Annotated in this window: 17 protein-coding genes; 11 read left to right on the plus strand and 6 right to left on the minus strand. The window is 65.8% G+C overall.

Annotation, left to right across the window (positions count from 1 at the left end; genetic code table 11):
• Positions 1 to 64 precede the first annotated feature (64 nt).
• From ACZ0AJ_RS06035 to ACZ0AJ_RS06045, 3 genes are all read left to right on the plus strand, one after another.
• Positions 65 to 271, plus strand: a complete 207-nt coding sequence (locus ACZ0AJ_RS06035; protein WP_499453134.1) for a holin — start codon at positions 65 to 67, stop codon at positions 269 to 271.
• A gap of 97 nt (positions 272 to 368) precedes the next feature.
• Positions 369 to 785, plus strand: coding sequence for a DUF5710 domain-containing protein (locus tag ACZ0AJ_RS06040; RefSeq protein ID WP_499453135.1), 417 nt, complete (start codon positions 369 to 371; stop codon positions 783 to 785).
• Between the two features lie 59 nt (positions 786 to 844).
• Positions 845 to 2,716, plus strand: a complete 1,872-nt coding sequence (locus ACZ0AJ_RS06045) for an energy transducer TonB (protein ID WP_499454203.1) — start codon at positions 845 to 847, stop codon at positions 2,714 to 2,716.
• 25 nt (positions 2,717 to 2,741) lie between these two features.
• Here the strand turns inward: ACZ0AJ_RS06045 and ACZ0AJ_RS06050 are convergent, their stop codons facing one another.
• The 3 genes from ACZ0AJ_RS06050 to ACZ0AJ_RS06060 form a co-directional block, all read right to left on the minus strand.
• The gene (locus ACZ0AJ_RS06050) at positions 2,742 to 3,872 is read right to left on the minus strand and encodes a DegT/DnrJ/EryC1/StrS family aminotransferase (RefSeq protein WP_499453138.1); all 1,131 of its coding nucleotides are present in this window, start codon (positions 3,870 to 3,872) and stop codon (positions 2,742 to 2,744) included.
• 15 nt (positions 3,873 to 3,887) lie between these two features.
• Positions 3,888 to 5,216: a nucleotide sugar dehydrogenase gene (locus ACZ0AJ_RS06055; protein WP_499454205.1), complete on the minus strand. Its 1,329-nt coding sequence runs from the start codon at positions 5,214 to 5,216 to the stop codon at positions 3,888 to 3,890.
• A gap of 608 nt (positions 5,217 to 5,824) precedes the next feature.
• Complete coding sequence (locus ACZ0AJ_RS06060) at positions 5,825 to 6,781, minus strand: N-acetylmuramoyl-L-alanine amidase-like domain-containing protein (RefSeq protein WP_499454207.1); 957 nt, start codon at positions 6,779 to 6,781, stop codon at positions 5,825 to 5,827.
• A 237-nt stretch (positions 6,782 to 7,018) separates the two neighbouring features.
• Here ACZ0AJ_RS06060 and ACZ0AJ_RS06065 point away from each other — a divergent pair, with 237 nt between their 5' ends.
• The 7 genes from ACZ0AJ_RS06065 to ACZ0AJ_RS06095 all read left to right on the plus strand — a co-directional run bounded on the left by ACZ0AJ_RS06065 (position 7,019) and on the right by ACZ0AJ_RS06095 (position 13,899).
• Complete coding sequence (locus tag ACZ0AJ_RS06065; protein ID WP_499454209.1) at positions 7,019 to 10,042, plus strand: TonB-dependent receptor; 3,024 nt, start codon at positions 7,019 to 7,021, stop codon at positions 10,040 to 10,042.
• A gap of 377 nt (positions 10,043 to 10,419) precedes the next feature.
• On the plus strand, positions 10,420 to 10,581 hold the full coding sequence (locus tag ACZ0AJ_RS06070; RefSeq protein ID WP_332530056.1) for a hypothetical protein: 162 nt from the start codon (positions 10,420 to 10,422) through the stop codon (positions 10,579 to 10,581).
• Between the two features lie 69 nt (positions 10,582 to 10,650).
• Complete coding sequence (locus tag ACZ0AJ_RS06075) at positions 10,651 to 10,827, plus strand: hypothetical protein (protein WP_258837666.1); 177 nt, start codon at positions 10,651 to 10,653, stop codon at positions 10,825 to 10,827.
• A 179-nt stretch (positions 10,828 to 11,006) separates the two neighbouring features.
• Positions 11,007 to 11,384 (plus strand): LiaI-LiaF-like domain-containing protein, encoded by a 378-nt coding sequence (locus ACZ0AJ_RS06080; RefSeq protein ID WP_343027230.1) that lies wholly within the window; start codon positions 11,007 to 11,009, stop codon positions 11,382 to 11,384.
• Positions 11,374 to 12,099: a LiaI-LiaF-like domain-containing protein gene (locus ACZ0AJ_RS06085; RefSeq protein ID WP_499453153.1), complete on the plus strand. Its 726-nt coding sequence runs from the start codon at positions 11,374 to 11,376 to the stop codon at positions 12,097 to 12,099. The genes ACZ0AJ_RS06080 and ACZ0AJ_RS06085 overlap by 11 nt, the downstream gene beginning before the upstream one ends.
• Positions 12,099 to 13,166 (plus strand): sensor histidine kinase, encoded by a 1,068-nt coding sequence (locus tag ACZ0AJ_RS06090; protein ID WP_499453155.1) that lies wholly within the window; start codon positions 12,099 to 12,101, stop codon positions 13,164 to 13,166. The genes ACZ0AJ_RS06085 and ACZ0AJ_RS06090 overlap by 1 nt, the downstream gene beginning before the upstream one ends.
• 4 nt (positions 13,167 to 13,170) lie before the next feature.
• A complete protein-coding gene (locus ACZ0AJ_RS06095) occupies positions 13,171 to 13,899 on the plus strand; it encodes a LytR/AlgR family response regulator transcription factor (protein WP_499454212.1) in 729 nt (242 codons plus the stop codon).
• A gap of 4 nt (positions 13,900 to 13,903) precedes the next feature.
• Here ACZ0AJ_RS06095 and ACZ0AJ_RS06100 read toward each other — a convergent pair whose 3' ends face one another.
• From ACZ0AJ_RS06100 to ACZ0AJ_RS06110, 3 genes are all read right to left on the minus strand, one after another.
• Entirely contained in the window at positions 13,904 to 16,264 is a 2,361-nt protein-coding gene (locus ACZ0AJ_RS06100) for an ATP-dependent DNA helicase (RefSeq protein WP_499454213.1), read from the minus strand.
• Positions 16,203 to 17,858, minus strand: coding sequence for a VRR-NUC domain-containing protein (locus ACZ0AJ_RS06105; protein WP_499453162.1), 1,656 nt, complete (start codon positions 17,856 to 17,858; stop codon positions 16,203 to 16,205). Before ACZ0AJ_RS06105 ends, ACZ0AJ_RS06100 begins: the two co-directional genes overlap by 62 nt.
• 87 nt (positions 17,859 to 17,945) lie before the next feature.
• Positions 17,946 to 18,710: a hypothetical protein gene (locus tag ACZ0AJ_RS06110; protein ID WP_499453164.1), complete on the minus strand. Its 765-nt coding sequence runs from the start codon at positions 18,708 to 18,710 to the stop codon at positions 17,946 to 17,948.
• A gap of 60 nt (positions 18,711 to 18,770) precedes the next feature.
• Here ACZ0AJ_RS06110 and ACZ0AJ_RS06115 point away from each other — a divergent pair, with 60 nt between their 5' ends.
• Positions 18,771 to 19,610, plus strand: a complete 840-nt coding sequence (locus ACZ0AJ_RS06115) for a M15 family metallopeptidase (RefSeq protein WP_499453166.1) — start codon at positions 18,771 to 18,773, stop codon at positions 19,608 to 19,610.
• The last annotated feature ends 5 nt before the right edge of the window (positions 19,611 to 19,615 follow it).

Below are 19,615 nucleotides of genomic sequence, written 5' to 3' on the forward strand. Positions count from 1 at the left end.
ATGTGGCGCAGGGTAGGCATGGGCTTGCCGGTGCAGGTAACGCCGCAAGCACAGGGGAGACACGATGATTATTGAAACATTGCAGCGTCTGATGGACGCCAACCTGGCCGGACTGGCCACCGACTTGACGCTGACAGATCTCGGCGCGCTGATCGGCATGTTCAGCGCCTTGCTGAGCACCATCGGCAACTTGCTCTATACATGGCGCAAGGACCGGCGCGAGCAGCGTGACAGCGATGCGACATGTGCCCGGCGCCAGAAGGAGCCTTGAGTACCGTGCTGGTTGGCGTCCTTCGCCCGGTCCGGCGACCAGCCCGGCGCGGTAGAATAGCAATCCGCAAGCACATCGATCCCGGAGCAGTTCGCACATGGTTTTTCTCACCGTCCCCTACGCCGAAAAGGACGCCGCCAAGGCGCTCGGCGCCCGCTGGAATCCCAGCCGCCGCCGCTGGTATGTGGCCGATGGTGTCGCCACCGAGCCGTTTGCCAAGTGGATCGATGCTGCATCGGCTTCTGCATCGACTTCCCCCTCTGCCTCGGCTGGCGGTGCGGCCAAGCCTGGCGCCAAGGCGGGCGCCGGTCGGGTGGACAGCTATCAGGGCAAGACGGTGGTTGGCGTGAATTACGTGGCGCTTGATCACGATTGCAATCCATTCGAGGAATGCCCGAGCTGCAGTCAGACACTGGAAGGCACGCCGTGGTGGCAGGCACGCACCAGCCTGGCGGCGCTGGTAGGTGGCATGCCGGGCACGTCGAATAGCCGGACGCCCGGCAAGGCGGCATGATCGCCATACGGCCGCGTTAACGCTAAGATGCAAGCCTGACAATACCTCCTAACGACGCCATGCATCCTGCGACCGCCAGCACGCGCCAGGCCGGCCACGCCCGCAGCAACCGGCGCCTGGTTGGCGGTATTGCCATTTCGGTGCTGTTGCATGCCTCGCTATTGTCGCTGCAGTTCGGCGTGCCGGGCGGCGATGCCGGCGGTGGGGGACCGCTGAGCGTTGTGCTCGCGCCAGCGGCGCTTCCTCTGCCCGCACTTGTACCTGAGCCGGCGCCAACCGTCGCTGCTGTACCGACGCCAACGGTTGCAACGCCTGTTCAGCCGCCGCCTGCGCCGCCCGTCGCCGCTGTCCCGCCAGCGCCGGCTCCGGCGCCTGCGCGCGGCTTGCGGCTGGTCGATCTGCCGCCCCCACCGTCGCCGCCGTCGCCCCAGCCCGTCAAGCAGATTGCAGCGGCGCCGAAGCCACGCCCGCGTCGGCCAGCGACAGTTGCGCCCAAGCGTGTTCTGCGCGACGTGGCGACGCCCGTGATTGCCATGGAAGCCAACCCGGAATCCGAGTTCGCTGTCGCGGTGCCATTACCCGAGGTTGACGCGGGTCCGCCGCCAACGGTTGTCGAGCTGCTTGAGGCGCCCGAAGAGGTGGCTGCCAGCGACATACCCATCCCCGCTGAACCTGTCGTGGATGCCGAGGCGGAGCGCGCAGCGCGTGAGCAGGCGCTGCAGCAAGAGCTTGCCTTGCAGCGAGAGCAGGAGCAGGCGCGGCTGGCACAGGCACAGGCACAGGCACAGGCACAGGCACAGGCACAGGTGGATGCGCAACGCAACGCCGCCGAGGCAAGCAGGCTCGCCGAGCAGCAGCAGCAACAGCAAGTGCAGCAGCAAGCGCTGCGCGATCAGGAAGCGCTGGTGCAGCGTGAACAACAGGCCGCCGCAGCGCGCGATCTGGCTGCACAGCGCGCGGCGCAGGAAGCGGCGACGCAGGAAGCCCTGGCACAGGCCCGGTTACAGGCACGCCAGCGCGCCGACGATGCCGCGCAGCGCGTGGTGCAGGAAGCGGCTGAGCGGCAACGCAGCGAGGAACTGGGACAGCGCAGGCTGATCGAGGAGCGCGCACGCGAGCTAGCGGCCGAACGCCAGCGCAACGAGGACATCGCACAGCGCAGGTTGGCCGAGGAACTGGCGCGCCAACAAGCGGCCGAACGCCAGCGCGTCGAGGACCTGGCGCAGCGCAGGCTCGCCGAGGAGCGCGCACGCCAGCAAGCGGCCGAGCAGGCGCGTGTGGACGCCGAGCGGCTGGCACGGGGCGCTGCCGAAGAAGCGGCCCGTCAGGCGGCGCAGCGCGTGCAGGCGCAAGCTTCCGGACCGGCTGCGGGGGCAGGCGCAGGACCAGCCGCTGCCGGCGGCACCGCGCGCACGGACGGCGCTGGCGTGGGCACCGGCAGCGGGGCAGGCATGCAAGCTGGGCCGGGCGTCATGGCTGGCTTGCCCGGCAATCGCGCACGCGAGTTGCTGCGCGGGGTCACGATCCCGAATGTGGACGCCTCCGGCTTGCCGCGCGACCGGCCAGCCGGCAACCGCCGCGTGGTGGCCGACGGCGGCGAGCGCGATGCGCCGCTGCGCTTGTACGTCGACAGCGTGCGTCAGAAACTCGAGCGCAACGCGGTGCTCGGCGGCGCGCGCCTGTCGCTGCGCGACGTTCGCATCGATCCCCTGGTGAGCGTCTCGCTGCGCAGCGACGGCAGTATCGACGAGATCACGATCGTGCGTTCAAGCGGCCGCGTCGATATGGACGATGCCGTGCGCCGCTTCGTGCGCCTGAACGCCCGCTACGCCGCGTTTCCGCCGAACGTCGCCGCGAACTTTGACGTGATCGAGATCCGCCGTATCTGGCGCTTTGCCGAGGGACTCAAGCTCGTCGAAGAGATGCGGTGACGCCATCCGGTCGATCGTCGTTGCGTCACCCCTGCAGCTCGACCGATTCCACGACCCGCGCTTGCAGCGGCCCCGTCGCGTGCAGCAGACACTGGACGGCATGACGGACATTTGCCGCCGCCAGGTGCGGTCCGATCGGTAAGCTCAGCAGGAACGCTGCCATCGCATCAGCGACGGGGCACGACGCACCGGCTGCCAGCCGGGCGTAGGCAGGTTGCCGGTGGACCGGCACCGGGTAGTGCACGGCAGTCGGGACGCCGGCATGCTCCAGGATGGCGCGCACCTGCTCGCGTTGCTCGACCAGCACCGCATACCCCGCACAGGCGCTGGTGCGGTCGGACCGGCAGCCAATGACACGCAAATGCGGCTGCAGCATCTCGTCGTACGCAGCCGCGATGCGGCGGCGCTGCCTGATATCCCAATCGAACCGCTCCAGCCTGGCCAGCACGATCGCGCATTGGAGCGTTTCCATGCACGCGTCGTGGCCAACACGGAGATGCGCATGGCGCCGCGCCTGACGGTGCACGCGGATGTTGCGCATCGCGCCCGCGAGCGCATCGTCGTTCGTGAACAGGGCGCCGCCATCGCCATAGCATCCGAGTGGGTTGGTCGGGAAAAAGCTCGTGCAGCCGATCGTGGACAGATTGCCGCTCTGGCGCCCGCGGTAGGTGGCGCCGAAACTCTGTGCGCCGTCTTCGATCACGGCCAGCCCGTGGCGGGCGGCGACGCCGTTGATGGCGTCCATGTCGGGAGGCTGGCCGTACAGCGAGACCGGGATGACCGCGCGCGTGGCCGGCGTGATCGCTCCTTCGATCAGCTGCGGATCGAGCGTACAGGTGGCGCGCTCGATGTCGGCAAACACGGGCCTGGCGCCGACCAGCACGATTGCTTTGGCCGCCGCACTGGCGGCAAACGGCGTGGTGATGACGTCGTCACCTGGCCCGACGCCAAGCGCCATCAGGGCGATCGCCAGTGCCGTGGTACCAGAGGACGCAGTGATGCAATGGCGCGCGCCCGTATAGTCGGCCAGGCGTTGCTCGAGTTCGGCGACTTCAGGCCCCATGATGGTCTGGCCGTGGTCGAGAACGGCCTGGATGCGGCTGTTGATCAGGCTGCGCGACGTCTCGTCCTGCGATCGCGGGTCGATGGATTGCATGCTTTGTCCCTGGTCTCAAGCCTGCACGACGTTGGGCGAGCGGGTCGGGAACACACCGCGCGTATCCACGATCAGGCTGGCGTTCTGGCGCACGAGTTCATAGTCGAAGGCGCTGTGGCCAGTGGCCAGCAGCACGACGTCATAGGACGCGAGCGATGCTGGTGTGAGTTCAACGCTGGACAGGTCGAAGTGATGCTCGCGCATGCGCGGAAAGACCGGCACATGGGGGTCGGAATACTCGACCACGGCGCCACGCGCGCGCAGCAGTTCCATCAGCGCCACCGAGGGTGACTCGCGCATGTCTTCGACGTCTTTCTTGTACGCGATACCCAGCACCAGGATGCGGCTGCCCATGACGGCGCGGCTGCGGCTGTTCAGCGCGTCGGCCACCTTGGCGATTACCCACGCCGGCATGTCGCTGTTGATCTCGCCGGCCAGCTCGATGAAGCGGGTGTGCAGCCCGAACTGGCGCGCCTTCCAGGTGAGATAGAACGGGTCGATCGGAATGCAGTGCCCGCCCAGGCCCGGACCAGGATAATAGGCGGTGAAGCCGAATGGCTTGGTGGCGGCGGCCCGGATGACTTCGTGGATGTCGATGTCCATGCGGTCGGCGATGATTTTCATCTCGTTGACCAACCCGATATTGACAGCGCGGTGAATGTTTTCCAGCAGTTTGGTCAGCTCGGCCGCGCGGGTCGAGCTGACCGGGACAACGGTGTCGATCGCCTGCCGGTACAGGGCCAGGCCGGCTTCCAGGCAGGCGTCGGTGGAGCCGCCGCAAATCTTGGGGATGGTGCGGGTGTTGAAGTCGGGGTTGCCGGGGTCTTCGCGTTCGGGCGAGAACACGAGGAACACATCGTGGCCGACGCGCAGGCCGCGCGCTTCCAGGCGGGGCCGCAGTTCTTCTTCGGTGGTGCCGGGATAGGTGGTGCTTTCGAGGGACAGCAACTGCCCGGGGCGCATATGGGGCAGTAGCGACTCGACGGTGCCGATCACGTACGACAGATCGGGCTCGCGGTAGGCGGTCAGGGGCGTGGGGACGCAGATGATCAGGGCATCGGCTTCGACGACGCGCGAAAAGTCGCTGCTGGCGACCAGCCCGGCGGCGCGCGCCGCAGCGATTGTCTGCCCCTTGATGTGGGCGATATAGCTCTCGCCCCGGTTGAGCTGGTCGACCTTGGCGGCGTCGATGTCGATCCCCAGTACGTGAAAGCCTTCGGCTGCATAGCGCAGCGCGAGTGGCAGCCCGACGTAGCCAAGGCCAATGATGCCGATCACGGCGTGGCGCTCACGCAGCCGGGTCAACAGCTGCTCCAGGTGAACTGATTTGATCTCGTCTCGCATGGTTTCCTCGACAGTGACAGTGGCAACAACAGGTAAATCAAAACCGGCAATTTCTCAGGCTGATCGTGCAGCAGCGTGTTATTGCCGCTGTACTGCCTGGGATATCAAAGGCGTGACTGACTTTGAATCAACTGAATAACAGCACGGCAAAAAGCGAATAAAAAGAATGCGAAAATAAATAACCCGATCGAAAAGAAAAAATGATGTTTGAAAATAAGCGAGGCGTCTGCGTTGAACGTCGTTGCCAGTTTTAATGTGACACCACGCTATAGGCAGAGGAGCCGTCAGGCCGCATTGCACTCCAAGAAATTGATTCGAGAAAATGCCAGAAAAAAAGCGCCGCGATTGCGCCGATATACGGATCGAATTACCACGAATTTGATGACCCGTTATTTGCGAATTGATTATCCGACCCCGGCTGCATGACGGAATTGAGATCACTCAACAGCGCTCAGGGATAGTAGCGATGGAGCGTTATTTAAACGGTTTGATGAAAATAGAAATAGAATCAGGGAATTAAATTTCTAATTCCCTATTTCTTGAATGAAGATTCAAACGGAAGGGGACAACGTTCCCGGCCCGGCAAGCCGGGAACGCAAAGCAATGTATTAGGCGCCGGGCCGGCCAGGCCGCGGCTGCGGCGCCATTGGCGGCACCGTGATCGTCTCGTTCAGGCGCAGGAACTTGAAGCCGGCCAGCATCTGGCCGGGCTTGCCGGCGCGCGCATTGTCCGCTTCGCGTCCTGCCACCCGCGCCATGTACGACGCGAACGTTTCTTCGCGCACCTTCGGCGCCGACGAATGCAGGAAATGCCGCTCGCCGTTCGGACCCAGCACCACCAGGCCCACGTGCGACGCCCAGTATTCACCATTGCGGGTCGAGATCACGTTGACGAAGTCGCCTTCCTGCAACTGATCGAGAATGGCGGCCACGCCGTCTTTCGGCACGTAGGTCTGGCGGCTCGTTTCAACGGGGATGTCGCGCACCGTGTTGTGGCGCGTGCGCAGGAAGCGCGCGCGGTCGACCCGCATGTCGTAGCCAGGGCCGTTCGGGCCGGCCAGGTCGGCGCTGATATCGGTGACCAGCCAGCGGTTGGCCACGTTCCAGTCCAGCTCGGTGTAATGGTTGCGCGTGGCCACGCCGATCACGCCGTCGCGGTAGCGGATCCGCTGCAGCATCCAGAAGAATTCTTCCCACGATTGCGACAGCGCCATCGCATACGTGTGTTCCGCAAAGACGACGCAATCGCTCTGTTCGAGACTGTACATCGGCAAGCTGTCGTGGATCTCGAACGGGAACTCGCCCAGCAGGTTCAGCGAATACGGCTGGCCGATGTTCTGGCGGCCGATCGCGGCGATGCGCTTGCGCAGGTCGGGCTGCGCGCTCTGCATGTGCGGAATGTACTGGCCGGTCTCGAACGGCGTCATCTTGTAGATCGGCTTGTCCAGCAGAGCCGCCAGCGGCGTGGGTGGCGGTGGCGCGCCCGGGATCGGCGGCGTGGCGGCAGGGGGGCTGGCGCAGCCGGTCAGGACGGCGCTGGCAAGAAGCAGGCAGGCAAGGCGCATGGCGGTCATCTCGGAAGAAGGGAAAGTGTCACGCTAATCCGGCGTGTGCGCTGGGGATAATGAATTCTGCGTAGGTGCCCATAACCTGAGCGACCCGGCGGAAACATGCATTCCTCCCAGTTATACGAAAGCGAACACAAGTGATTATTCATCATGGCAATTCATCATCAATACTCGCCACAAGCATTTAAAAATTTGCCTTACTTTACCAAGAATCGCACCCTTCCCAGGAGAGAGATGATGTTCAAGCAGAAGCCGCTTGCTGCGGCCGTATCGATGGCCGTCTGGAGCCTTGCCACGTTGCCAGTGCTGGCGCAGGCGCAAGCGCAGGACCAGGAGACCCCAGCCGCCGTGCCGATGCAGACCGTGGAAGTGACGGGCATCCGCGCCTCGCTGGCCCGGTCGCTGGCGGTCAAGCGCGATGCGTCGGCCAACGTCGAGGTGATCACCGCCGAAGACGTTGGCAAGATGCCGGACAAGAACCTGGCCGATTCGCTGCAGCGCCTGGCCGGCGTGGCGGTGCGCACCGACTATGACGAGGCCGAGAAAGTCTCGATGCGCGGCACCAACCCGGACATGTCGCTGATCATCTTCAATGGCCACGCCGTCAGCAGCGCCGACTGGTACGTGGCCGACCAGGGCTCGAGCTCGCGCTCGACCAGCCTGTCGCTGATGCCATCGCACGTGCTGCAGCAGGCAGTCGTCTACAAGACGTCCCAGGCCAATATCGTCGATGGCGGCCTGGCGGGCACCATCAATGTCTCCACGCGTAAGCCCTTGTCGGCCAAGGAAAATCTGTCGGGCGTGATCAGCGTCGGCGCCAGCTACGCCGACCTGCCAGGCCGCTACGCGCCGGACATGAACGGCTCGGTCAACTGGAAGAACGAGGCCGGCACCTTCGGCGTGCTGGCCGCGCTGTTTGCCGAAAAGCGCTACGTGCGGCGCGATTCGGTCTCGCGGTTCGCCTACGGCACCAACAGCGGCTGGGACGTGATCAACACCAGCACGATGAAAGGCATCACCGATGCATCGCTTGCCGGCACCGGCTACACGGCAGCAGACCTGAACGGTGTGCGTCTGCCGGGCTCGATGAGCTCGGAGTTCGTCGAATCGGTGCGTGACCGCAAGGGCGGCATGCTGTCGCTGCAGTTCAAGCCGAACCGCGACCTCGACGTGACGCTCACGGGCTTTCATTCATCGATGGATGCCGACAACCACGGCCGCCTGACATCGAGCGCCATCTACTCCATGCTGCTCGGGAAGAACGCACCGCTGGGCAGCACCGTCGCCGCTGCCGCCAACACGAATTCGAACGGCCAGCAGGTATTTGCGCAGATCCGCAATCCGGTCATCGTCAACGAAACCACCGTCTACGGCAACCAGCTCAAGGTACTCAAGGCCGCCGACATCGTGTTCCCGAACGGGACCACGCCCCAGTACGTCGGCAACTCGGAAGGCTTCTACCGCGACGGCGCCAAGGCCGAGAGCTCATTCCTCGACCTGGACGCCAAGTACCGCGTCAATGATGACCTCACGATCAAGACGCTGCTCTCGAGTACGCGCGGGGTGGGCACGACCGAACTCGATCAGGGCCTGACGCTGGCCCGCTACGGCACCGGTATCTCTTACGCGCTCGGCAGCCTGCATGACGCGCCGTTCGTTCAGTACCAGAACGCCGGCGGCAACCAGCCCGGCCTGAACGCGGACGGCAGCGGCTACACCATCGTCGACCGCGCCGCCTCGGGCGTGCGCACCGTCGACAAGGAATGGAGCGCGCAATTCGACGCCGAATACCGCGTCGACCGCGGCATCTTCCAGTCGCTGGAAAGTGGCGTGCGCTTCTCGGATCACAAGCGCACCAGCGCGCGCCGCGGCCCGGCGTTCCGCAATGGCATCACGCTCGATCCGGTCACGGGCCGCGTCACGTCCAATACGCCGACGCCAACCACCGGCTGGCAAGCGTTCCCGGGCGACTTCGGCAATGGCCTGGATGGCCCGGCCGGCTGGGACAACACCGGCTTCACCTACACGCCGGAAGCGATCAAGGACTATATCGCGGGCAATACCAAGGTCACGAGCGACGCGTTCGAGCGCCGCGTGAGTTCCGAGATCGACATGCAGGAACGCCAGAGCGCCGCCTACCTGATGGCCAACCTGGAACGCGATCGCTGGTCGGGTAATGTTGGCGTGCGCTTTTCGCGCACTGAAGTAAAAGCCAATATCGCCACGCCGATTCCCGTTGGCGCCTGCCAGCGCGTCGCACCGGGCCAGGCGCCCGTGACCTGCGCCGCGTATCCGGGCGCGATCACCGATGCCGGCGACGCGACCCCGTTCTACGATGGCACGCCGTTCAATCCACTGGCCGGCGTCATTTACTACAAGACGCCAACCAAGCGCACCTTCGACAACTGGCTGCCAAGCCTGAACGTGCGTTACGACATGGGTAACGACATGCTGGCGCGCTTTGGCGTGAGCCGCACGATCGGGCGCCAGAACTACAACCTGCTGGGCAGCGGCTTCGGCACGCCGGGTTGCGACGCCAATGGCTGCCGCGTGACGGGCCCGAATCCGGACCTCGAACCGCAAACGGCCGACAACGTCGACCTGTCGTGGTCGTGGTACTTCGCACCGCGCTCGATCGTCGCGCTGAGCGTGTTCCATTCGTCGATCGACGGCTATCCGAAGACGGGCGCCGTGGGCAGCACCACGATCGACCTGCAGGATCCGCGCGACCAGACCGTCAAGTCCTTCTTCATCAACACAGCGTCGCAACAGGGCGCCAAGATCAACGGCATCGAGCTGCAGTACGAGCAGCCGTTCGGGCAGACCAACTTCGGCTTCACGTCGAACATCAGCCGCGCCAAGACGAAGGTCGACGATGGCCGGCCGATGGTGGGCGCCTCTGAATGGACGGGCAACCTGGGTCTGTACTATGAAGACCGCAAGCTGTCGGCGCGTCTGGTTGCAAACTACCGCGGCGAGTACGTCAACAGCACGACGGCGCCGGCGCCAACGGCCAACAGCCAGGGCCTGACCGTCATCAACGGCGTGGCGATGCCAACCGCGCCAACGTATGCCGATGCGGTGACGACGCTGGCGCTGTCGGCCAACTACTACTTCACCGACAACCTGGAGCTCGCGTTCAGCGCGACCAACCTGACCAACGCCAAACGCGCGCAATATCGCTACAGCGAAGAAGAGCAGCAAAAGCTCGATGTCAGCGGTCGTCAGTATTATCTGAACCTGCGCTACAAGTTCTGACCGGGGGACGGTGCGCAAACGGGGGCTGCGGCCATGATGGCGTGAGAGGTAGGGTGGACGGGTTCCCCGTCCACGCGTTCAACGTGATCTCGCCGACTACTGAACGCGTGGACGGCATAGCCGTCCACCCTACGGCTCGGTTCGTCTCAGACGCGTTCAACGAGCTCAGCCGTATTGACGCCTAAAGTGTGCGGCATCTAACGGTGAATCCTGGGCGCAGCCGTTAAGATGCTCCTGTCTGAGTGAGGAACGCGCGAAGTAATTCGCAGCCATCCGACACCTCAACAGGTTAGCCGGTCGCCTCGAGGATCGGCACCAATTTCATGACCGGTGCGGGCCTTGTGCCTGCACCGGGCAGCAAGGAAGCGGAGGTTGCCATGTACGATGTCAAGCATCCAGCCAAGCACCTGGTGCGCGAATATCTCGCGCGCCGCTCGCGCGATCCGAAGCCGCCACCGGCGCCAGAAGAAATCCGGCGCCAGCTTGGCTGGGCGACGTTGATCCCGGCGGCGCTCAAGATCGCCCCGACCCGCAACTAGCCTGCGCACACGTTTTCGCGTCGACGTCCTGTCAAGGACGCGGCGCATAGTTCAACCAAGGAGACCGTTATGACCAAGAGAATCGGAAGCAAGCACATCGCCCAACATCGCGGCAAGGCAGAACGCATCGAGATCAAGCGTACCAACATCGCACGTGAAGCCGTACGCCAGGCCGAAGCACGCGCCAAGTACCGCAACGTGCCAAAAGGCCTGATCAAGCGCCAGGAAGCCGCCAGCGCTGCCTGATAGCACCTGCGCTGCACGCCGAGCCCGCCTTTACGGCGGGTTTTTTTCGCCTGTATGTTTGTCACGGGCGTCCATTCGCCGTTCGCCGGTATGAATTCGCCATTCGCCGAAAACTACTTTCCCCACCGTGCCCACCCTTGTTATCGTGATCCCCATTCGATCACAAGGAGGTCCGCACCATGCAATCCGAAGAATCCTACCGCTGGCGCAAGCAAATAGTCTGGGGCTTGCTGCTCATCGTCGTCGGCGCCGTCGTGCTGCTCGATCGCCTGTACTACATCAACGCCGAAGACTACTGGCACTACGCGCCGCTGCTGCTGGTCGCCGTCGGTATCAGCCAGACCATTGGCTACCCGAGTCCCAAGGAATTCGGCAACGGCTTGTGGACGGTGTTTACCGGCCTGTGGCTGTTTGCGGTGCTCGAAAATGCCTTCGGCCTGACGTTCCGTAACAGCTGGCCGCTGTTCATCCTGATGTGGGGCATCAAGCTGGTGCTCGATCCGTTCATCGCCCGCCGTTTCCTGAATAACCAGAAGGTGAGCCGCCATGAAAAATGATCGCCTGCCAAGGGGCGTGACGGGGCAGGTCGTGCTTGGCGTGCTGGTCATCGGCATGGGCCTCCTGTTCCTGCTCGATAACCTCGGCCTGATCGACATGCACCGCGCGGTCTCGTTCTGGCCAATGCTGTTCGTGATCGTCGGCACGGTCAAGCTGTGCGACACGCGCAGCCAGGGTGGCACGCTGCTCGGCGCGGCGCTGGTCGGCGTGGGCATCCTGATGATGCTCGACCGGCTCGACATCATCGACTTCAGCGTGCGTACCTTGTGGCCGCTGATCCTGATTGGCCTGGGCGGTTTTCTCGTTGCCAAGGCGCTGCGCAGCCGCGGCCTGCCGGGCAGCGTCGCCGGCAGCCCGGGCGCCGGGATGCTCGATGATACGGGCAGCGGCGAAACCGTCGACATCACGGCGATCCTGGGCGGCTACGAGCGCCGTGTGGCCACGCAGGATTTTCGCGGCGGTGAAATCACGGCGGTCATGGGCGGGTGCGAACTCGATATGCGCAGCGCCTCGATCCGGGGCGAGGCGGTGATCAACGTGTTCGCGTTCTGGGGCGGCGTGACCATCAAGTGTCCGCCCGACTGGACCGTGATCCTGCTTGGCACGCCGATCCTGGGCGGCTTCGAAGAAAAGACCATCGCGCCGCCCGATGGCAGCAAGCGCCTCGTCATTCGCGGCTACGCCATCATGGGCGGTGTGGAAATCCGCAACTGATGGGCCGCATGTTCTGGGCGGGGCGCAGCGCCGCGCTGTACCTGGCGGCCTGGCTGATGCTGGGGCTGATGCTTGCGGGCCTGCTGAACGCGGCCACCGGCGCAGGGATCGTGGCCAGCCTGCTGTTCGCGCTGCCGCTGATGCTGGTGTATGCGAGCGTGTGCGGCTTTTCGAGCTACTACCTGTGCCGCGCCTATCCGCTGGCGAGCAAGTCGCTGCGCTCGGTGCTGGTCGTGTTCTTTGTCACGGCCGCCAGCGCGGCCTTGCTGTGGTGTGCCGCGGCGGTGGCGTGGGCGGCATTGTGGCGCTGGCTGGCGCCGTCGATGGGCGGTGTGCAGCTCTCGCCACCCGTCGCCGCGGTCATGTTCGGCGTCGGCGTGCTGCTGTACGGGATGACGGCGTGCGCGCATTATCTGGCGCTGGAGTTCGAGCGCGCGCGCCGGCTGGAAACGCGCGAGCTCGAACTGAAACTGCTGGCGCAGGACGCCGAACTGCGCATGCTGCGCACGCAGATCGACCCGCACTTTCTGTTCAACAGCCTCAATTCGATCAGCGCGCTCACCAGCATCGATGCCGACGCCGCGCGCGACATGACCTTGCAACTGGCCGGCTTCTTTCGCCACACGCTGGGACTCGAGGCGCACCGCAAGGTTCTGCTGTCGGACGAAGTCGAATTGACGCAGCGCTTTCTGGCGATCGAGCAGGTGCGTTTCGGCCCGCGCCTGGCGTTCGCGTGCGAGATGGCGGATGATGCGGCGCGCTGTCTGCTGCCGCCGATGATCCTGCAGCCGCTGGTGGAGAACGCGGTCAAGCACGGTATCGGCCAGCTGCCGCAGGGCGGCGTCGTGCGCGTGCACGCGGTGCGCGCCGGCTCGCAACTGAAGCTGCGGGTCGAGAACGACGTCGATCCGGATGGCGGGGCGCCCGGCAAGGGCGGCGGCGTGGGCCTGGCGAACGTGCGCCAGCGCCTGCACGCCGTGTACGGCTTCGACGCGAGCGTGCACGCGACACGCGACGGCGCAAGGTTTCGGGTGGACCTGATCCTGCCCGCAGACATGGGAGACTGACAGCATGCGGGTTCTGATCGTGGACGATGAACACCTGGCGCGCGCCGTGCTGCGCGAATACCTGACGACGCATGCGGACGTCGAGATCGTCGGCGAATGCGCCAACGGCTTCGAGGCAGTCAAGGCAATTGCGGAGCTCGACCCTCAACTGGTGTTCCTCGACATCCAGATGCCCAAGCTCGACGGCTTCGAGGTGGTCGAACTGGCCGGCAGCAAGCCGCATTACATTTTCGCGACCGCCTACGACCAGTTCGCGCTGCGCGCGTTCGAGGTGCATGCGATCGACTACCTGCTCAAGCCGTTTTCGTGCGCGCGCTTAGGCGAAGCGCTGGCGCAGGCGCGCCTGCGCACGCCCCAGCCGGCGCAGATCGAAGCCGTGGTCAAGGAAGCAGCGGCGCGCCATACGCCGCTCGAGCGCATCCTGATCCGCGACGGCGCCCGCGTGCACGTGGTGCCAACGGCGAGCGTGGATTACATCGAGGCGCAGGACGATTATGTGGCCGTCTGCGCGGACGGCAGGCAGTACCTCAAGCTTGGCAGCCTGGCCGAACTCGAGGCGCAGCTCGATCCTGCCGTCTTCGTGCGCATCCACCGTTCGCACATCGTCAACCTGGGCGCGATCGCGCGCATCGAACCGGTCAGCAAGGACAATCACTGCGCCGTGCTGAAAAGCGGCGTCAAGCTGCCTATCAGCCGCAGCGGCTATCAGCGCATCCGCGAGCTGCTGGCGTAGACCTTCAGCGCGAGTTGTGCGCGCCGAGCTCCCACCAGGCCGGCATCAGCGCGCGGATGCCCGGCTGGGCGAAGCGGTCGTCGATCAGCCACACCACGCCGCGATCCTGCTCGGTGCGGATCACGCGACCGGCTGCCTGCACCACTTTCTGGATGCCGGGGTACAGGTAGGTGTAGTCGTAGCCGGCGCCAAACAGCGTCTGCATTCGCTCGCGCAGCTGCTCGTTGACGGGGTTCACCTGCGGCAGGCCGAGCGTGGCGACAAACGCGCCGATCAGGCGCTCGCCCGGCAGGTCAACCCCTTCGCCGAACGCGCCGCCCAGCACCGCAAAGCCCACGCCCGCGCCACCGATGGCGAAGCGGTCGATGAAGCCCTGGCGCGCGGTCTCGCTCATGCGGCGTTCCTGGCGCCAGGCCGTCACGCCCGGGTCCAGCTTCGCCAGCGCGCCGGCCACCTGGTCCATGTAGTCGAAGCTGCTGAAGAACGCTAGGTAGTTGCCAGGACGTTCGTGGAACTGGCGGGCAATCAGTTCGGCGATCGGCTGCACCGACGCGGCGCGCGCCTGGTAGCGGGTCGAAATACCTTTGGCGACATGCACGTCGAGCTGGCTGGCCGTGAACGGCGAATCCACTTCGACCCAGGCCGTGTCGGCCGGTAGCCCGAGCGTATCGGTGCAGTATTGCCAGGTGCCGAGCGTGCCGGAGAACAGCGTGCTCGAATGCGACGCGGCAAAGCGCGGGCCGAGGAATGGCGCCGGCACCACGTTGCGGATGCAGATGGTCGAATCGCGCAAGGTCGGGCGGTCGGCGTCGCGCGACAGGTCCACCAGCGAGTGCGGCCCGAACGACTCGGCCAGGCGCGCAAATTGCAGCGCATCGAAATGAAAGCGCTGCAGGTCAGGGTCGAGCGGACCGGGGAAGGCGGCCAGGTGTTCGTTGATGGTGCTGGAGGCGTCCTGCAGCGCGTCGACCAGTTTCGTCGGCATCGACTCGAGCAACTGGTACGGTGCAGGCGCGCCCTTGTCGACATTGGTCCAGGCGCGCCCGACACGCTCGAGCGCTTTCTTGACCGCCGGTGGCGCGACGGCGCGCGCAGCGCGCAGCAGCTCGCGGTCGATCTCGGCGCTGTACATCGAGCGCGCTCGGTTGACCAGGTTGTGCGCTTCGTCGACCAGCACGCTGGCCTTCCAGCCGTTGGCCTGGGCCAGTGCGTACAGCATCGCGCCGCCGTCGAAATAATAGTTGTAGTCGCCGACGATCATGTCGACCCAGCGTGTCATCTCGCTGCCCAGGTAGTACGGGCAGACGTCGTGTTCGAGGGCGACCGTGCGCAGCGCTTCGCGGTCGAGCACCAGCACGTCGGCCGCAGCGGCGCGCGCGGCCGGCAGGCGGTCGTAGAAGCCGCGCGCCAGTGGGCACGCCTCGCCATGGCACGCTTTATCCGGATGCTCGCAGGCCTTGTCGCGCGCGGTCAGTTCCAGCACGCGCAGTGGCGTCGCAGCTTCCGTTCCCTTCGCGCCGCACAGTTTGGCCGCGCCATCGAGCGCCAGGCGCCGGCCCGGCGTCTTCGCGGCCAGGAAGAACACCTTGTCGATGCCTTGCTGCGGCATGGCTTTGAGCGTCGGGAACAGGCTGCCGACTGTCTTGCCGATGCCGGTTGGCGCTTGCGCGAGCAGGCAGCGCCCGCTGGTGTTGGCGCGGTAGATGCTCTCGGCCAGGTGGCGCTGGCCGGGCCGGAAGTCGGCATGCGGAAAGCGCAACTGCGTCAGCGCATCGTTGCGCGCGGCGCGGTGCGCGCTCTCCTGTGCAGCCCAGCTCGAAAAGCGTTCGCACAGGCCTGCAAAATGGGTCTGCAGCCAGGCGCTGTCGCGCTGCTCGCGCAGCACCGTTTCGACGCCGCTGCCGATGTCGTAATAGACGAGGGCCAGGTTGACCGCGTCCAGGCCGCGCTCCTGGCACAGCAGGTGGCCATACACGCGCACCTGTGCCCAGTGCAGATGGCGGTGGTTGTCGGGGATGGACTCGGGGCGGCCGCGGTGGGTTTTGATCTCTTCGATCAGGTTTTCGTTTTCGTCGTAGCCGTCGGCGCGGCCGCGTACGCGTAAACCGTTCCATTCGCCGGACAGCGGCAGCTCGGCGCGGTAGCCATCGCCACGGCGCGCGGCGACGACGGCGTGGCCGGCGATGCCTTCCTGGGCGCTGGGCGAGGGCGTGAAACGCAGGTCGAGGTCACCGGCCTTGGCGGTGAACTCGCACAGAGCGCGCACGGCGATCGTGTAAGCGGGTTGCGTGGTACCGGTCAAATCAGGCCGCCATCTCGGGCGCCAGATCCCAGACCAGGTAGCAGACGGCCACCGGCATCGCATGCGCGGCGCAGTACTCGATCCAGCGCTGCTGGTTGTCCTGCAGGCGGTCGCCCGGGCCTTTCACTTCGATCATCGTGTAGCGGTTTTCGAGGGGGAAGAACTGGATCAGGTCGGGAAAGCCCGTGCGGTTTTCACGCACATCGGCCAGGATCCGCTCGCACCACTTGCGCAGGTGCGCGGCCGGGATGCAGTCAAGGGCCAGTTCGACCAGCTCGAGGCTGATGCCGTCCCAGTGCACGAAGGGCGATTGCAGGCCGGCCTTGTCGCGGTAGGTCGCGCGGATGGTGTCGCGGTAGGCGCCGGAATCGAGTTCATCGAAGCAGGCGGAAAATTCGGCCAGACGGCGCGCGTGGAAGTCGGCGCTGTACAGGTCGGCCGGCCCGCGGTGGAACGGGTGGAAGAAGGCGCCGGGAATGGCGGCAAAGATGGCGCGCCAGCACAGCAGGCCAAACAGCGTGTTGGCCAGCGCGTTTTCGACATAGAACACGGGCGCGCCGTCTTGCGCCAGATGGTCGCGCACCGCGCCCTCGACCCAGCGCTCGCCGTTCGGTGGCGTCAGGCACAGGTCGATGCGCTGCACCTCGGTTTTCGGCAGCCGGCCCAGGCGTGCGTGGCCCAGGCGGCGCGCCAGGCGCGGCGCGATGCGCGCCAGGTGCTGGCGCTCGGCGTCGTTCTCGGGGGTGGCCTGGGCCTCGGTCAGCAGGGCCCAGGCATCGTCGAAGCGCTCGTGTTTTTCGAGCACGCGGATCGCGCGGCCACGCGCGCCGGGGTAGCGGCAGCGTGCGTAGGCGGCAAAGGCGCCATCCCAGTCCTTTTGCTTTTCGTAGTGCTGGCCGATCTGGAACACGAGCTTTTCGCGCCGGCTGGCCAGCCAGTCGTTGTCGAACGCATGTTCGGGCAGGTCGCGCACGACATCCTCGACCGCTTCACCGGCAGCGAAGCGCTCGCGGCATGCGTGCAGCAGGATGTAGTGGTCGATGTCGGCGCGCTGGCGAAAACCACGCGAGGCCGGCGAAATGTCGACCTGCTCGTAGCGGAACAGACCCAGGTCGGACAGCACGAAGTCGGTCCAGCCCTGGCGCAGGTTGCCGAAAAAGACCAGGCGCAGGCGATCGCACAGGGGCTTGACGTGAATGCGCCAGGCGACGTCGGGGCAGTCGCCATACCAGCCCGAGAAGCGGCGAGGGTCGGCGCAGTCGGCCCGCAAGGCCTCGAGCAGGTCGCCCTTGCGCGCGCTTTTCTGGCGCAGGTGCGGGAAGGCCTCGGCGACTTCGGGCTTGGAGAGCAGGTCGAACAGTTCGTCGAGCGAGAGCTCGGGATCGGCTTCGATCCAGCCGGTGCCCAGCAGGTGGCCGGCAGCCTCGACCGGGCAGCCGATCTCGGCATAGCGGAGTTTACTGGCGCGAAACAGCGTGCCTTTTCGCATGACCATGCGCACGAACAGCGCGCGCGCCGCGTGCGGCAGGGCAGGGAAGGCTGCGAGGAACGCGTGCTCCTGCGCGTCGAGCAGGTCGGCATAGCGTTCACCGATCCAGTCGAGAACGCGCTGAAAGTTGTCCAGATAATAAAACTCGTTTTCCAACAACCTGATCATGACCGCCCGCGTTACTGTTCTTATGTACAGTATAAGCCCGGGTGGACAGGGAATCCAGCAGTTTCGGCGCGATCGTCCGGCGCAGTGCTAGCGCGTTGGCCGTGGACGACAGGCGTCACCGGCGCAGCGATCCGGGTTCATCTCGGGGTCGGGCAGGGCATGGCCATTGGCGTGATAGATGACGGCCGAGATCAGGGCGACATCGCTGTCGGGCGGTTCGGTCGCCCGCACCGGTCCGGCATGTTTCGCTGGCCGCGCCGCCTGGCGCGGCACGGTTGCGTGCGCCTGGAACGGGGCCGGCGCTGCGTCCAGGGTCTTGGCCGTGCCGCGCTCGGGCGCAGCAGCCGTGCGCGTGGGCTTGACGGGTCCTCGCGCCCCTTCTGCTGGCCGCAACAGGCGCAGCGGCGGCACCGGCGGTGGCAGACCATGCAGGCCATGCGCTGTGCTGACTGCGGGTGCTGGCGTTGTCACTGGGGCTGACACGGGCGTTGCCACTGGCGCCAGCGCCGGCGCAGCGTCGACGATCACGGCCGCCGCCGGCGGCGCAGCAGGTTCGTCGGCCACGATTGCGCGCGCCGCCATCCCGGCGTGCGCGGGCTCGACCCGGTGCGGGCCGTCCTGCCCCGCCGCCAGCCAGGCCAGGGCGCCCGTCAACCCCAGCGCGACCAGCACGGCGCCGCCATACCAGGCCAGCCGCACGCCCACGCCGCCGGACGTGGCGCGGCGCGCCGGCTCGCGTTCGAGCCTGGCGAGGATGCTGTCTTCGTTGCCGCCGCGCCGCGTCGACGACATCAGATCGGGCCGCAGATGCGGTTGCGTGGGGTTCGCTTGATGTTCGTCTGATGAACGCACGGCAGCACTCCTAAGATGGGGTTTTTCCAGTTCCGATTAGAAACAATCCTGGAGGTACCGATGCTGATCTTTATCGCGCTTCTGTACGTTTGTGGCGCATCCGGCCTGATCTGGCTGGCCGTGTTCCCGACAGGTCGCGCATTGGCAACACGCGGCATCGGCCGCCTGCGCGCGCTGGTGCGGCATGCCGGCGCCTGGGGGAACGCGGGCGGGCGGGCGCTGGGCGCCGCGCGCGATGCGGCCGCGCTCACGCTGCGCGAGCGTCTGCTGCGCTTCCTGCGCCGGCATCGGGTGGTGTTCGCCATTGTCGCGCCGGTGATCCTGATTCCATCGCTGCTGGCGCTGGCACTGAGCAATCCCGCCATGCTGCCCGTGTACCAGGGCAGCGCCGCCATGCCGGATGAACAGGTGGCGGCCCTGCTGGCCGGCGAACAACTGGCGCCGCCGGTGGCGCTGCCGCCCGATGTGTTTACGACCGCCGAAGTCGAGCTGATACGGCCGATGCTGGTGGGCGCGAGCCGCAACTGGGGCTTGCTGCACCCCGACTTCAGCGCGCGCCTGTTATTGGCCTTCAAGATCATGAAGGAGCAGCACGGCTACGAGATGGCGCTGCTCGAAGGCTACCGCAGCCCGGCGCGCCAGGATGCGCTGGCCGCCAGCGGCAGCAACGTCACCAATGCGCGTGCGTTCCAGAGCTGGCACCAGTACGGCCTGGCGGGCGACTGCGCATTTTTGCGCGACGGCAAGCTGGTGATTTCCGAAAAAGATCCGTGGGCGATGCGCGGCTATCAGGCCTACGGCCAGGTGGCCGAATCGCTCGGCCTGACCTGGGGCGGGCGGTGGAAGATGATGGATTTTGGCCACACCGAGCTGCGCCTGCGCGGGGTGATGCGGCGCTGAGCCGG

It is taken from the genome of Telluria sp. AC161, assembly GCF_979258535.1.